At 65.2% G+C, this 14,354-nt stretch carries 11 protein-coding genes; 8 read left to right on the forward strand and 3 right to left on the reverse strand.

Features of this window, described 5'->3' with window-relative positions:
- Positions 1 to 7: 7 nt before the first annotated feature.
- Positions 8 to 1,309: a nicotinate phosphoribosyltransferase gene (locus tag ACTJKX_RS11480; RefSeq protein ID WP_311937694.1), complete on the reverse strand. Its 1,302-nt coding sequence runs from the start codon at positions 1,307 to 1,309 to the stop codon at positions 8 to 10.
- A gap of 215 nt (positions 1,310 to 1,524) precedes the next feature.
- Between ACTJKX_RS11480 and ACTJKX_RS11485 the strand changes: the two genes are divergently transcribed.
- The 7 genes from ACTJKX_RS11485 to ACTJKX_RS11515 all read left to right on the forward strand — a co-directional run bounded on the left by ACTJKX_RS11485 (position 1,525) and on the right by ACTJKX_RS11515 (position 10,041).
- A complete protein-coding gene (locus ACTJKX_RS11485) occupies positions 1,525 to 2,865 on the forward strand; it encodes an aspartate aminotransferase family protein (protein ID WP_440725333.1) in 1,341 nt (446 codons plus the stop codon).
- Positions 2,866 to 2,873: 8 nt separating this feature from the next.
- Positions 2,874 to 3,785: a 3-keto-5-aminohexanoate cleavage protein gene (locus ACTJKX_RS11490; RefSeq protein WP_440725334.1), complete on the forward strand. Its 912-nt coding sequence runs from the start codon at positions 2,874 to 2,876 to the stop codon at positions 3,783 to 3,785.
- A complete protein-coding gene (locus ACTJKX_RS11495) occupies positions 3,785 to 4,258 on the forward strand; it encodes a GNAT family N-acetyltransferase (protein WP_394311155.1) in 474 nt (157 codons plus the stop codon). Before ACTJKX_RS11490 ends, ACTJKX_RS11495 begins: the two co-directional genes overlap by 1 nt.
- Before the next feature lie 2 nt (positions 4,259 to 4,260).
- Entirely contained in the window at positions 4,261 to 4,737 is a 477-nt protein-coding gene (locus ACTJKX_RS11500) for a GNAT family N-acetyltransferase (RefSeq protein WP_394311156.1), read from the forward strand.
- Between the two features lie 183 nt (positions 4,738 to 4,920).
- Positions 4,921 to 7,794 (forward strand): DUF3772 domain-containing protein, encoded by a 2,874-nt coding sequence (locus tag ACTJKX_RS11505; RefSeq protein ID WP_440725335.1) that lies wholly within the window; start codon positions 4,921 to 4,923, stop codon positions 7,792 to 7,794.
- 14 nt (positions 7,795 to 7,808) lie between these two features.
- Positions 7,809 to 8,414, forward strand: a complete 606-nt coding sequence (locus ACTJKX_RS11510) for a CAP domain-containing protein (protein ID WP_440725336.1) — start codon at positions 7,809 to 7,811, stop codon at positions 8,412 to 8,414.
- Between the two features lie 7 nt (positions 8,415 to 8,421).
- Positions 8,422 to 10,041: an AMP-binding protein gene (locus ACTJKX_RS11515; protein ID WP_440725337.1), complete on the forward strand. Its 1,620-nt coding sequence runs from the start codon at positions 8,422 to 8,424 to the stop codon at positions 10,039 to 10,041.
- Between the two features lie 69 nt (positions 10,042 to 10,110).
- Here ACTJKX_RS11515 and ACTJKX_RS11520 read toward each other — a convergent pair whose 3' ends face one another.
- Both ACTJKX_RS11520 and ACTJKX_RS11525 read right to left on the reverse strand, forming a co-directional pair.
- Positions 10,111 to 10,887, reverse strand: a complete 777-nt coding sequence (locus tag ACTJKX_RS11520; protein ID WP_311937678.1) for a Bax inhibitor-1/YccA family protein — start codon at positions 10,885 to 10,887, stop codon at positions 10,111 to 10,113.
- 175 nt (positions 10,888 to 11,062) lie between these two features.
- Positions 11,063 to 13,600 carry an ABC transporter permease gene (locus ACTJKX_RS11525; RefSeq protein ID WP_440725338.1) on the reverse strand — a complete coding sequence of 846 codons (2,538 nt, stop codon included), beginning with the start codon at positions 13,598 to 13,600 and terminating at the stop codon, positions 11,063 to 11,065.
- A gap of 121 nt (positions 13,601 to 13,721) precedes the next feature.
- On the opposite strand from ACTJKX_RS11525, the gene ACTJKX_RS11530 reads away from it, so the two are divergent.
- A complete protein-coding gene (locus tag ACTJKX_RS11530) occupies positions 13,722 to 14,015 on the forward strand; it encodes an ArsR/SmtB family transcription factor (RefSeq protein WP_311937674.1) in 294 nt (97 codons plus the stop codon).
- Positions 14,016 to 14,354 lie beyond the last annotated feature (339 nt).

The following is a 14,354-nucleotide window of genomic DNA, read 5'->3' on the forward strand; positions in this document are numbered from 1 at the left end:
AGCGATGCTAGACGCTCACCGCCTGCACCCCGCGGCCTTCCTCGCCGAACACCTTCAGGTAGCGATCGATGGCCTCCTTGCCGCCGGTGGCCTTGGCGAGGTTGTCCGAGAGCTTCACCGCCGGCTTGCCGTTGACCGAGGTGATCTTGCAGACCAGCGAGATCGGATCGAGCAGCGGGATGGGGTGCGAACCGCAGCCGCGGAAGTCATTGGTGAGATTGGTGCCCCAGCCATAGGAGGGGCGCATGCGGCCGTTGAAATTCTTATGGGCGGTCTCGATGGAATCGATGTCGAGGCCGTCGGAGAAGATGATCAGCTTCTTGGCCGGGTCGCGGCCGCGCGCCCTATACCAGGCGATGATCTCCTCGCCGGCCTGCTGGATCGGTTTGGAGTCGGGGCGCATGCCGGTCCAGTCGGCCACCCAGTCGGGGGCTCGTTCGAGGAAGGCGGCGGTGCCGAAAGTATCGGGCAGCACGATCAAGAGATTGCCGTCATAGAAGTCGCGCCACATTTCCAGCACCTTGTAGGGCGACTCGCGCAGGCAGCCATCCTCCTCGCACAAAGCCGCATAGACCATGGGCAGCTCATGGGCGTTGGTGCCGATCGATTCGAGATCGTTGTTCATGGCGAGCAGCACGTTGGAGGTGCCGACGAAAGCCGAGCCGAGGCCCTCCTTCATCGCCTCCACGCACCAGCTCTGCCACAGGAAGGAATGGCGCCGCCTGGTGCCGAAATCGGAGATCTTCAGGTTTTCCAGATTCTTCAGCCGCTCGATCTTGTCCCACAGCTTGGCCTTGGCGCGGGCATAGAGGATGTCGAGCTCGAAACGGCCCATGGAACGGGTGGCGGCCCTGGATTTCAGCTCGTTGATGATGGCGAGCGCCGGCACCTCCCACATGGTGGCCTGGCTCCAGGGCGCGTCGAATTCGAGCACATAATCGCCGTTCTCGATGCGCAGATCATACTCCGGCAGGCTGAAATCGGCGAGCCAGTCGAGGAATTCAGGCCGGAAGATCTGCTGCTTGCCGTAGAAGGTGTTGCCGCGCAGCCAGATCAGTTCGCGCTTGCCGAAGCGCAGCGTGCGGGCGTGGTCAAGCTGGTCGCGCAGTTCCTTCTCGTCGATCACCGCGGCAAGGTTGATCGACTTGGTGCGGTTGATCACGGTGAAGGTGGTGCGCACATTCTCATGCCGGGCATGGATGGGCTGCAGCATCAGGAGCTTGTAGAAGTCCGTGTCCAGGAGGCTGCGAACGATCGGATCGAGCTTCCAGGTCCGATCATACACCCTCTTGGCAATATCGATATTCATGAAAAGTGCCCCAAGCCGCCTTTGCCGGCGAAAGAGCGGACCATGCGTGGATTGCAGGCCAAGATCAAGATGCTGGGCGTACGGACATTTTACCCTCCCCCTCCAGGGGAGGGTAAAGATGCCGCGCTTGACGCCCGGCGATGCGACCTCCCATAAGTCCTACCAAACAGGGCGTCGAACCGATCGGCGCGCGACTCTGGGGCATGGAGACGGGAATGGCGGGCGACGTCGCGGAATCGACCTCGGTGGCGGGGGCAGGCTTGCCGAAGATCGCCTGGGGCAAGGGCCTCGTGCTCACCGATGTCGACGGCAAGCACTATCTCGACGGCTCGGGCGGCCCGGCCGTCTATTGCCTCGGCCATGGCAATGAAGAGGTCAACCAGGCGATCAAGGACCAGCTCGACCGTATCGCCCATGGCTATCGCTACAATTTCACTTCCGATCCCCTGGAAGAGCTGACCGAGCGCGTCGGCCGGCTCTGCGGCGGCACGCTCAAGCAAATGGTGTTCGTCTCCGGCGGTTCGGAGGCGGTCGAATCGGCCCTGAAGCTGGCTCTGCAATATTTCGCCGCCCGGGGCGAGATGAGCCGGCGGCGCTTCATTTCGCGCGAGCGCTCCTGGCACGGCAACACGCTGGGTGCGCTGGCGCTCTCGGGCTTCCGCGAACGCCGCCTTTCCTTCGAGGGCGCGCTCGTCGACGTGCCGCTGATATCGCCCGCCAACGTCTACCGGCCGCCGGCCGGCGTGGCGCCGGAGGATGTCAGCGCGGCCTGCGCGCAGGAACTCGAAGACAAGATCCTGGAACTCGGCCCCGACAAGGTCGCTGCCTTCGTCTTCGAGCCGGTGGTGGGCGCGGCCGGCGGCGTGGTGCCGGCACCACCGGGCTATGCCAGGAAGGTACGCGAGATCTGCGACCGCTACGGCGTGCTGATGATCGCCGACGAGGTGATGTGCGGCGCCGGACGCTGCGGCACCTGGCGGGCGCTCGAACATGACGGCGTCTTCCCCGACATCATGACGGTGGCCAAGGGCCTGGGCGGGGGTTATCTGCCGCTTGGGGCTGCCGTCTATTCCGACAGGGTCGCCGAGCCGATCAACGCCGTCGACGGCGGGCCGCAGACCGGCCACACCTTCACCGGTCATACCGCTGCCTGTGCGGCCGGCGTCGCCGTGCAGCGCATCGTCGAGCGCGACGGGCTGGTGCAACGCGTCGCCGTGAAAGGCGAGGAGTTCAAGCGCATTTTGGCCGATGCCCTCCACGGCATTGCCCAGATCGGCGATATCAGGGGCCGCGGCTTCTTCACCGGCATCGAGATCGTCGAGGATCTGGAAAGCAAGGAGCCCTTCCCGGCGGACAAGGCTTTGTTCCTCAGGATCCGTGCGCGCGCCTTCGCCAACGGGCTGATCTGCTACCCTTCGGGCGGGAACGTCGACGGTATCAAGGGCGATACCGTGATCCTGGCGCCGCCCTACAACGCCACGGACGGCGAGTTGAGCGAAATTGCCGGGCGCTTTGCGGTATCGCTGCGCCAGGCCCTCAAGGATATTGGAGCATAGAGGCTGTCATGGCGAACAAGGTCATCATTTCCTGCGCGATCACCGGCTCGATCCACACCCCTTCGATGTCGCCGCATCTGCCGGTGACGCCCGACCAGATCGCCACCTCCGCCATCGGAGCGGCCGAGGCTGGTGCCGCCGTGCTGCATCTGCATGCGCGCGATCCCGAGACGGGGGCTCCGACGCCCGATGTGACCGTGTTCGAGCAGTTCGTGCCCCGCATCCGCCAGGCCACGAACGCCATCGTCAACATCACCACCGGCGGTTCGGCCCGCATGAGCATCGAGGAGCGCCTGAAAGGCCCCGCGAGCCTGCAGCCGGAAATGTGCTCGCTCAATCTGGGCACCATGAATTTCGGGCTCTATCCGATGTTGGAGCGGCCGCGCGAATGGAAGCACGATTGGGAGGTGCCCTTCCTGGAGGCGACCCGCGGCGGCATGTTCAAGAACACGCTGGCCGATATCGAACACATCCTCACCACCATGGGCCCCCTCGGCACGCGGTTCGAGTTCGAATGCTATGATGTCGGTCACCTCTACACGCTCGCCCATTTCCTCGACCGCAAGCTGGTGACGCCGCCGCTCTTCGTGCAGACCGTGCTCGGCATCCTCGGCGGCATCGGCGCCAATCCCGACAGCGTGGTCGACATGCGCCGCACGGCCGACAAGCTATTCGGCAAGGATTATCAGTGGTCGATGCTGGCCGCCGGCCGCAACCAGATGGCGCTCGGCACCATGGCGGCGGTGATGGGCGGCCATGTCCGCGTCGGACTCGAGGACAATCTGTGGATCGGCAAGGGCCAGCTCGCCAGCTCCAATGCCCAGCAGGTCGCCAAGATCCGCACCATCCTGGAGGAACTGGGCCTGGCCATCGCCACGCCGGACGAGGCGCGCGCCATCATCGGCATCCGGCCGCGCTGATGCGGATCCGTCCTGCCACGCCGCAGGATTGCGATGCCGTCGCGGCGATGGTAGGCGAGCTTGCGGCCTTGTTCGGGGTCAAGGTCGGCACGACGGGCGACATCCTGCGTGCCGAGGCTTTCGGGGCCACTCCCAGCATCGGCATAGTCGTTGCTGAGCCACCGGAAGGAGGCCTCGCCGGCTATCTCGTGCACCAGGACAGTTTTTCGACCTGGCGCGGCGCCAACGGCGTCTTCGTGGTCGATCTCTATGTCGCGCCGCAATGGCGCAATGATCGCATCGGCATCCGCCTCCTGGCTGCGGCCGCACGCCGCGGCCGCGAGCGTGGCGCGCGCTTCATGCGGCTCGACCTCGATGCCGGCAATGAAGCGGGGCAGCGCTTTTATCGGCGGCACGGCTTCCGCACGCTCGACCATGATCGCTTCCTGGTGCTGGACGAGCCGGGTTTCATCGATCTGATCGAAAAGAGTTGAGTGTGAGCTCCATCGAGATTTCCGACCTGCGTGACCAGCCGCATTTCCTCGAGACGGTCGCTGACCGCGTCTGGCGGGCCTGGTGGCAGGAACAGGGCGAGAGCTTCGAGACCGTGGCGGGCCTGTTTGCAGAAAACCTGACGACCAGGGAAGTGTTGCCGGCCTGCCTGGTAGCTCACCGGGGCGGCGACTTCGTCGGCACGGCCTCGCTGATCGCCAGCGATCTGGAAGAACGACCGGTCCTGACGCCCTGGGTCGCCGCGGTGTGGATCGAGCCGGAATTCCGTCGCCTGAGGCATGGCGCCGCCATCGTGGCGGCTGCGGCGGAGCTGGCCTTCAGCCGTGGTTTCGCCCAGGCCTATCTCTGCGCCGAAAGTGACAAGCGTGCCTTCTACGCCGGGTTGGGATGGCGCCATCTCGAGGAGGATGTCGGCCCATACACCCTCGATATCTTCGAGTTGAGGGCGCCAGTGGGCTGATTTAGGTGCCCAAAACGGCTTCTACGCCATAATGCCGCCCGCAATTTCTTCCATCAGGCGGCAACAGCCTCTGGAGCAAGGCCTGTCCAGCGGAAACGCTCCTTTGCTCTGGTCCCCCGTTTCGTTGCGTGTTTGCGCTTCTTGGTAATTCCACCGAAGCGCAAAACACTCTAGTTTCGCGCCATGTTTCGTTCGCTTTCCCGCCTTTTGCTGCTGTGCAGCCTGCTTTTCACGCTCCTGGCTGCGCCCATGGCGGCGAGGGCGCAGGACGACCAGGCCCTGACCGGTTTCCAGACGGGGCTTGCCCTCGACAAGAAGTCTCTCGACGACATCGCGACCCAACTCGCCACCATCACTGATAATGGCGATGAGGCGCAGAAATCCCTGCAGGACCTGCGCGAGACGGTCAGCAGGAGGCGTGCCGATCTCGTCGCACTGCTCGGCACCATCATTCCGGCCCGCGACAAGGCCAAGGCGGCGCTCGATGCCTTTCCGCCGCAGCCCAAGCCGGTCGACCCGCCCGAGGCCAAGGCCACGACCGACGCCCGCAAGACGGCTTCCGACCTGTTCGCCAAGCTGAACGATGTCGCCGCCGAGACGCAAAAGCAGATCTCGCGAGCCGACCAACTCGGCAACACCATCGTCGTTCGCCCCTTCAACAATGCGCTGGCCAAGGAGCAGAAGTCGCTCGACGGGGTGGAAGCGGCTCTGGCCAGTCTCCCCGCCGATCAGGAGAACGCAGCGAAGATCCTGGATGAGCTGCGCGGTACGGTGGATACATCCATCACCAATCTCTCCGCGTTACAGGCGACGGTTTCACCCCTGCTCGATCAGTCCAAGGCGAGGCTGGCAAAGCTGGGGGATCCCGATCCGTCCGAAAGCGCCGACATCGCCGAAACGCGCAGTACGCAGGGCAATCTGCAAAAGCAACTTACCGACGTGGTCAAGGTGGCGGGCGACCAGTCTACGCGGGCGGCGAACCTCTCCAATGCCATCACCGAGCGGCAGCGTGAGCAGCTCACAGGCCGCCTGCTCAAGAGCGGCAACAGTCCCTTCTCGGCCGAATTCTGGATTCCGGTACTGGAAAACCTGCCCAGGGCGGGGGAGCTGGCAAGGGGTGAATTTTCACACCATAGCAGCTATCTGGCATCGAAGGTCAATTCCACCAGCATTGCCATCTTCCTGCTGACCATCGCCATCGGCTATGCCATCACGCAGTTCCTGCGCTTGCGCATCCAGCGCTGGCGCGCCCGGCTGCCGCGCAGCAAGCGGGCCTCGCGGCGTTACGTCGCCTCGCTCGATGCAGTGCTCGGCATCGTCCACATCATGCTCGGCGTGCCGGTCGGAGTCGTCGTGGCGGTGCTGGCCTTCGGTTTTTCCGGACTGTTGCCGGAGAACGTACTCGCCAATTATGGCTCGGACCTCATCAAGGCCTCCTCGATCGGCTTTGGCCTGTGGGCCTTGGCGCAGGCGGTGCTGGCCGAGGGCCACGCCGAACTGCGCCTGCTGCCGCTGAGCGACTGGGCCGTTCGCCGTATCGGGCGGCGCATGAGCTGGCTTGCGGTCGTGCTGGGCTTGTCCATTCTCCTCAATGGCGTCATCGAGCATATCCACGCCGATCCCTCGCTCAGCGTCGCCCGCGAGACGATTTCGGCCATCCTCTATCTCGGCATCATCGTCTCCCTGCTCATCCGCCTGCGCAGCGCGCCGCCGACGGTGGTGGACGGGCGTACGCTGGCGCCCGACGAGGACCTGACCGGGCTCGACATTCTCAGGCCGATCGGGTGGCTCTCCGTGCTGGTGATGGCCGTGTGCCTTGCCATCGGCTACAGCACGCTCGCGGTGGCGGCGGCGGTTCTTCCCTTGCTCGTCCTATGCGTGGTTGCTGCAAGCTATCTGCTTACCACCCTGGTCGATTCGGCCCTGACCGAAAGGCTGATCTCGGACGTCGACCGCCGCCGTGCGGTGGCGAGCACCATCGGCGTCACCGCCAAGCAGGTGACGTTCGGGGCGACCCTGCTGTCCGGCGTCCTACGCTTCCTGATCATCTCCTTTGCCGTCGGCAGTCTCGGCCTGCCCTTCGGCCTCTATTCGACCGACATGGCACCTGCGATCCAGCGCGCCTATTTCGGCTTCAAGATCGGTGAGCTGACAATTTCGCCCTCTTCGATCATCAGCGGCGTGGTGCTGTTCATCATAATCTGGGCGGTGATGCGCCTGATCAAGGGCTGGCTCGGCAACACGCTGCTGCCGCGCACCTCGCTCGATTCGGGCGTGCAGAACTCGATCGCCACCATCATCGGCTATCTCGGCTTCATCCTCGCCATTTCCGCCGGCCTGTCGGAGATCGGCGTCAGCTGGCAGAATATCGGCATCGTCGCCGGCGGTCTGTCGGTCGGTCTGGGTCTTGGCCTGCAGGGCATTGCCGGCAATTTCGTCTCCGGCCTGATCCTGCTGGCCGAAAGGCCGATCCGCGTCGGCGACATCATCGCCGCCGCCGGCGAAGAAGGCTATGTCCGCCGCATCAGCGTGCGCTCGACCACGCTGGAGACCTATGACCGCGCCACGCTGATCATCCCCAATTCGACCCTCATCACCGGCTCGGTGAAGAACTGGGTCTATGGCAATACCTGGAGCCGGCTGCGCATCGCCCTGACTGTGCTCTATGACAGCGACATCGATGCGGTGAAGGCGGCCATGCTGGCGGCGCCGGAGGATGATCCGCGCATCCTGCCGACGCCGAGGCCGCAGGTCTACATGACCTCGATGGATGCCGGGCTGGAGTTCGAGCTCATCGTGATGGTCGCCAGCATGGAGACGCAGGTTGCCGTGAAGAGCGACCTGCTGGCCCGTATCTTCAAGAATTTCAAGGCCAAGGGCATCCGCCTGCAAGGCCAGGGCGCTGCGGCGCCGCCGCAGCGGGTCATCCTGTTCGAGCCCGAACTGCAGGCGGCGATGACCGCCAAACTCAAGGGCGACAAGCCCGAGGCGGAGGCTCCTGCCGCGGAGCCGGCCGCCGCCAAGCCTTCAACCCCGCCGGCCTCGGCGGGAACCTGACCGTGGAGAACTCGATGTCGCGCATGAGGGGGGCTGCGGCCGCTTTTCTTGTCTTGGGCGTTACCTTGGGATTGGGCGGCTGCGCCCTCACGCAAAAGCCCGAAACCGTTTCCTATCAACGCCGCCCGGTATCCTTCAATCCGGCCGAGGCCCGGGACTGGCTGACCCGATATCGCCAGAGCAAGGGCCTCACCGCGGTGGCGCTCGATTCGCGCCTGACGGCCTTCGCCCAGAACCAGGCCAATGCCATGGCCTCGGCCAACCAGCTCTCCCATTCGATCGGCGGCAGTTTCTTTGCCCGGGTCAAATCGGCGGGGCTTGACGATTCCAAGATCGGCGAGAATGTCTCCTACGGCACCTACACCGATCTGGACGCCATGAAGCAGTGGAAGAACTCGCCCGAGCATAACGAGAATCTGCTGATGCCAGGCGCCACCCGCTTCGGCATTGCCATTGCCAGGGCCGGCGAGCGGGTCTATTGGGCCATGGCGGTCGCCGGTGAACCCAGTGGGCCTGAGGAGGCGCAGGCCTTCGGGGCCGGCCCGGTGGTGCGCGTGGTACGCCGGCCTACGCGCGTGAAAAGCTCCGGAGGCCTCTTCGGCGGCCTGTTCGGGGGATGAGTGCGGCATGAACGAGCTGGACAAGCAAGACTACGACATCGCCGCGCGCGATTTTCGCTGGGAGCTGCCGGCTCGCTACAATATCGGCGTCGATGTCTGCGACGTCTGGGCCCGGCGCGAACCGGACCGGCTCGCCATCCTGCGCCGGCTTCCTGGCGGCGGCAGCGAGCGTATCAGCTATAGCGCCCTGCGCGAGGCCTCCGACCGCTTCGCCCTGGCGCTGAAACGCCTGGGTATCCGCAAGGGCGACCGCGTCGCGATCCTGCTGCCGCAATCGCCGGCGGTGGTGATCGCCCATCTCGCTGTGGCCAAGCTCGGTGCCATCTCCCTGCCGCTCGCCGTGTTGTTCGGCCCGGATGCGCTGAGCTTCCGCCTGCGCGATTCCGGGGCCAAGGCGGTGCTGCTCGACGAAAGCGGGCTCGCCAAGCTCGGCGAGATCGAGGCGAGGCTGCCCGACCTGGAGACGGTGATCAGCGTCGATGGCGCCAGCGGCGGGGCGCTCGACTTCCATCGTCTGATCGCCGGAGCAAAGGGGGAACTGGCGCCGGTCGCCTCGACGCCCGACGATCCGGCCATGATGATCTACACCTCCGGCACCACCGGCCAGCCCAAGGGTGCCGTGCACGGCCATCGCGTGGTGCTCGGCCATATTCCCGGCCTGCGCTTTGCCCATCCGGGCCTGGGCCGGCCCGACGACGTGATGTGGACGCCGGCCGACTGGGCCTGGGCGGGCGGCCTGCTCAACGTGCTGCTGCCCAGCCTGGCCCTGGGCGTGCCGGTGGTGGCCGGCCTTCATGCCAAGTTCTCGGTGGACGAGGTGCTGGGATTGCTCTGGGACTTCAAGGTCCGCAATGCCTTCCTGCCGCCCACGGCGCTGCGCATGCTGCAGGCGGCGCATCAGCCCGGCCAAGTCTATCGCACCCATCTGCGCTCGATCATGTCGGCCGGCGAGACGCTGGGGCCGGGCACCTATGCCTGGGCCGAAGCCGCCTTCGGCTTTCCGGTCAACGAGCTCTACGGCCAGACCGAATGCAATCTCGTGCTCGGCTCCTGCCATGAGCTCGGCGTCTCCAGGCCCGGCGCCATCGGCAAGGCCGTGCCCGGCCATCGCGTGGCGGTGGTCGACGAAGAGGGGCAGGAAAGCCCGACGGACGAGATCGGCGAGATTGCCGTGCGCGCGCCCGATCCGGTGATGTTCCTGGGATATTGGGGCAATGCCACCGCCACCGCGGCGAAATATCGCGATGGCTGGCTGATGACCGGCGACAAGGCACGCCGCGACATCGACGGCTATGTGCATTTCGTCGGCCGCGGCGACGACATCATCACCTCGGCCGGCTACCGCATCGGACCCGGCGAGATCGAGGACTGCCTGATGCGCCATGCCGCCGTCGCCATGGTGGCTGTCGTCGGCATGCCCGACACCCTGCGGACCGAGATCGTCAAGGCCTTCGTGGTGCTCAAGCCGGGCTTCACCGCGTCGGACGCCATGACCGCCGACCTGCAGCTCTTCGTGCGCGAGCGCCTGTCCGCCCACGAATATCCGCGCGTGATCGCCTATGTGGATGCGCTGCCGCTGACCTCGTCGGGCAAGATCATCCGCCGGGCCCTGCGCGAGCTCGACTGAGGGCGCTCCCAAAAACAAAACCGGCCGGGAAATCCCGGCCGGTGCAATCCGTGCAACACTCTTCTGCGATCAGCGGCGGTCGCCGAGCAGGCGCAGCAGCATGATGAAGAGGTTGATGAAGTCGAGATAGAGCGTCAGCGCGCCATGAACGGCGAGCTTCTCGCCCTCGTCACGGCTGAAGCTGTGCGCATTCTCCACATAGAGCGACTTCAGCATCTGGGTGTCGTAGGCGGTCAGGCCTGCGAAGATACCCACGCCGGCGACGCTGATGATGAAGGTCAGCATGCCCGAGGGGAAGAACAGATTGACCAGGCTGGCGAGCAGCAGGCCGATCAGACCCATCATCAGGAAGGCGCCGAAGGCCGAGAGGTTACGCTTGGTGGTGTAGCCATAGAGGCTCAGGGCGCCGAAGCTGGCGGCCGAGATGAAGAAGACGCGAGCGATCGAGCCATGCGTGTAGACGAGGAAGATCGTCGACAGCGACAGGCCCATGAGAGCCGAGAACACGTAGAACAGAACGCGCGTGGTTTGAACCGAGCGACCTTCCGTCCCCATGTTCATCCAGAACACCATGCCAAGGGGGGCGAACGCGACGACCCACTTGAAGGGTGAGTTGAACAGGAACATGCCGAACGAGTTCAGCTCGACGATCTTGCCCGCCTCGTTGACCACGATCCCCGAAGCCATATAGGCGCCGAGCGCCACCAGGCCGGTGATGGCCACGCCCAAGGTCATGTGGTTGTAGACCGCGAGCATGAATGCGCGCAGGCCCTGATCGATCGCCGGTGCTCCGGCGCGGACGTCGGAGACGGTGCCGGCCGAGAAACGAGGATCATTGAAAGCCATGTGTCTCTCCAGATGCGGCACATGCCGCAGAAAGCTTGCTCTTATGTAGTGCTTTCCATTGAAACAGTTAAGTGAATTGCTTGCAATGTTGCCGGCCTGCCACCGTGAGGTGGTCGTTCTTTATCGCCAGAACTTCGAGTGAAACGCTTGTCATTCCTGGCGCCGACGTCCAGTTCTACAGGCTTCGCAGATGCGAGGCGGGTTTCTGGCGCAGGATGCGCCAGGTGCCCGCAAGGCCGAACAGGATGGTCAGCGCCAGGGCCCCGAAAGCGGCCCCAAAAGCCGGCCCCGGCAGGAATGTGAAGCCGAAATTCATCAGATAGGTGACGATCAGCCAGGCGCAAGCGGTGCCGGCGACCACACCGAACACGGCGGTGGCAAGGCCCAGCAGCCCGTATTCGAGAATGAAGGCGAGCAGGATGCGCCGGCGGGTGGCGCCCAGCACCTTGAGGATGACGGCGTCGTAGAGCCGGCTGCTCTGCCCGGCAGCGAGAGCGCCGGCCAGCACCAGGATCGAGGCGACGAGGGCGATGGCGGCTGCGGCCCGTATCGCCATGGCGAGCTGGCCGGCGAGATCGGCGAAGCTCTGCAGGGCATCCTTGATGCGCACGGCGGTCACCATCGGAAAGGCGTCGGCGACCTGCTTGAGCAGGCCGAGTTCGACGGCATCGTCGGCCCCATGCGGGAAGGTGAGGGTGGCAATATCCGTTACTGGCGCGCCCTTGAAGGTGTTCGGCGAGAAGACCAGCACGAAATTGATGCCGAAATTCTGCCATTCCAGCTTGCGCAGCGCCCCGACCTTGGCGGTGATGTTGCGGCCGAGCACGTTGACGGTGATGTCGTCGCCGACCTTGAGGCCGAGGCCATGCGCGACCTCCTGCTCCAGCGAGACCAGTGGCGGGCCACTATAGTCGGGGGCCCACCATTGGCCCTCGACCACACGCGAGCCGGCCGGCACCGCATCGGTGAAGGTGACGCCGCGATCGCCGCTCAGCACCCAGGCGATGTTCGGCCGCGCTTTGATCCTCTCGGCCGGCCCACCCTTCACGCCGACGATGCGCCCGCGCAGCATGGGCACTCGCTCGCTGGTCGCCTGCGGCGCGGCTTGCTTGAGGAAAGCGTCGAAGCGGGGGGCATCGGCCCGGCGGATGTCGAGGAAGAAGAAGCTCGGCGCCTTGTCGGGGATGGCGGCGGAAAGCTGGTGGCGGATATTGCCGTCGACCAGCGTCAGCGCCACCAGCAGGCAGAGGCCGAGGCCGAGCGACAGTACCACGGAGGGGGTCGCGGCGCCTGGCCGGTGGATGTTGGTAACCGCCAGGCGCAGCGGCGTGTTGTGCGGACGGGGCAGCCGGCGGGCCAGCGCCATCAACAGGCTCGCCACCACGCGCAGGAGGATGAAGGCGCCGAGCGCGGAGCCGACATAGACCAGGGCCACCTTGCGATCGGCGGCGAAGAACACCGCCAGGGCGATCAGGGCAGCGACGGCCAGGCCTGCAAAGGCGAGCACGATGGGCGCAGGCCAGCGCCGTGTCGGGGCGATGGCGTCGCGGAAAAGGGCCGATACCCCGATGTCACGGGCCCGGCCGAGCGGCAGCAGCGAGAAGGCGAGGGCGGTGAGCAGGCCGTAGAGGGCGGCGAGCGCCAGTCCTGCCGGATTGAGCACTGGTGTGATCGGCAGCGGCAGGTAGTCGGCGAAGCCATAGGCCAGGATGAAGGGCAGGGCGGCGCCGGCGACAAGGCCGATGGCGATGCCGAGGGCAGCCAGCAGCAGGGTCTGGGTGAGATAGATGCCGGTGACGAGGTTCGCGCCGGCTCCCAGCGTCTTCAGCGTGGCGATGTTGTCGCGCTGGCGCTCGACGAAGGCGCGGACTGCATTGGCGACGCCGACGCCGCCCACCAGCAAGGCCGTCAGCCCGACCAGGGTGATGAACATGGTGAAGCGCTCGATGCCGCGGCGGAGTTCCGGCGAGGCGTCGTCGCGGGTGCGCACCTCCCAGCCCGCCTGGGGAAAGGTCTCGTTCGCCTTTTGCCTGATGGCATCCGGCGAGACATTCGGCGGCAACGCCAGGCGATAGCGCCAGCGGATCAGCGATCCCGGCTGGATCAGCCCGCTCTCGCGCAGCGCATCCAGGGTGATCATCAGGCGCGGACCGAAGGAAATGCCGCCGGCGATCTTGTCCGGCTCGCCGATGAGGCGATCGGCCAGGGTAACCGTCAGGTTGCCGATGGTGACGCTGGCGCCGGGTTGCAGGCCGAGGCGGGCGAACAGGGCTGCGTCGGCCGCCGCATCGGCCCGGTTGCCCTGGCCGCCAATGGTCGACGACAGCGGCTTGCCCTGCCCGAACTCCACCGTGCCGAGCAGGGGATAGGCCTGGTCGACCGCCTTGATCTCGACCAGGGCGGTCTGCCCGTCCGGCGTGCGCGCCATCGCCCTCGTGCTCGCGGCGACCGAGAGCCGGCCCTGCTGCCCAATAAAGGCGAGCTCCTCGGGATTGGCTTCGCGACCCACCAGCGTGAACTCAATGTCGCCGCCATTGATCACCCGGCCCTGGCTGCGCAGCCCGTCCGACAGAGCGCTGGAGATGGCGTCGACCCCGGCGATCGCCATGACGCCGAGGGCGAGGCAGGCCAGGAAAATACCGAACCCGCGGATGCCGGCGCGCAATTCGCGCAGGGCAAAGCGTAAGGGAAGAGGAAGCGAAGACACGGACATCGGTGATGTTGAGCGGATGGACAAGGCCGAATCAAGGCAAAGTGGGGGTGCGCTCCGCTTAGCGCAAGCCGCGCACCGCGATATTGCGCCGGCCCATCGCAGACATGATATAGGCTTCATCATGACGATGACCGCGCCAGTCGCGCTGACGGAGCGCCAATGCACCCTGATCGCCAGGGCGCTGGCCGAGCCGCGGCGCTTTCAGATCCTCAAGGAAATCGCCGCTCAAGGCGGCTCGATGGCCTGCGCCTGCATGCAGCAGAAGCATCAGATCACACCGGCGACCTTGTCCCATCACATGAAGGAGCTCGAGAATGCCGGGCTCATCGAGATCGTCCGCGAGGGCAAGTTCGCTACGCTCGTGCTCAAGCGCGAGACGCTGGATGCCTATCTGCGCGAATTGGCCAGCCTTTAGCTCGACAGTTGCATCGAGCGGGATCGGGAGTGTCAGCCTCCGGCCGATATCTTGAAAGCTGGGCATCTGCCCCCGCTAGGATGTCAGTCTCCGGCTGACACTCCTGCTGCGGTCCACACGGATCCCTAAGCGTTTTGCGATTTGACGGAGTCACCAAGAATCGCAAAGACGCGTCCAAACAAAGAGTTAGAGCAAATAGGCGTTCACATTCGAACGCGTTTTGCTCTAGCGGCAACGAATTGACGGCTGGCGCGCACCAGAATTTTCCATCGCCTGCTCTTGTTTCATTTCGATGATTATCTAAGTATCGAATCATTGTCACTCGAACCAAGAGATATT

Origin of the sequence: Labrys sp. 22185 (assembly GCF_052045555.1) — a bacterium.
GTDB classification, from domain to species: Bacteria; Pseudomonadota; Alphaproteobacteria; order Rhizobiales; family Labraceae; genus Labrys; species Labrys neptuniae.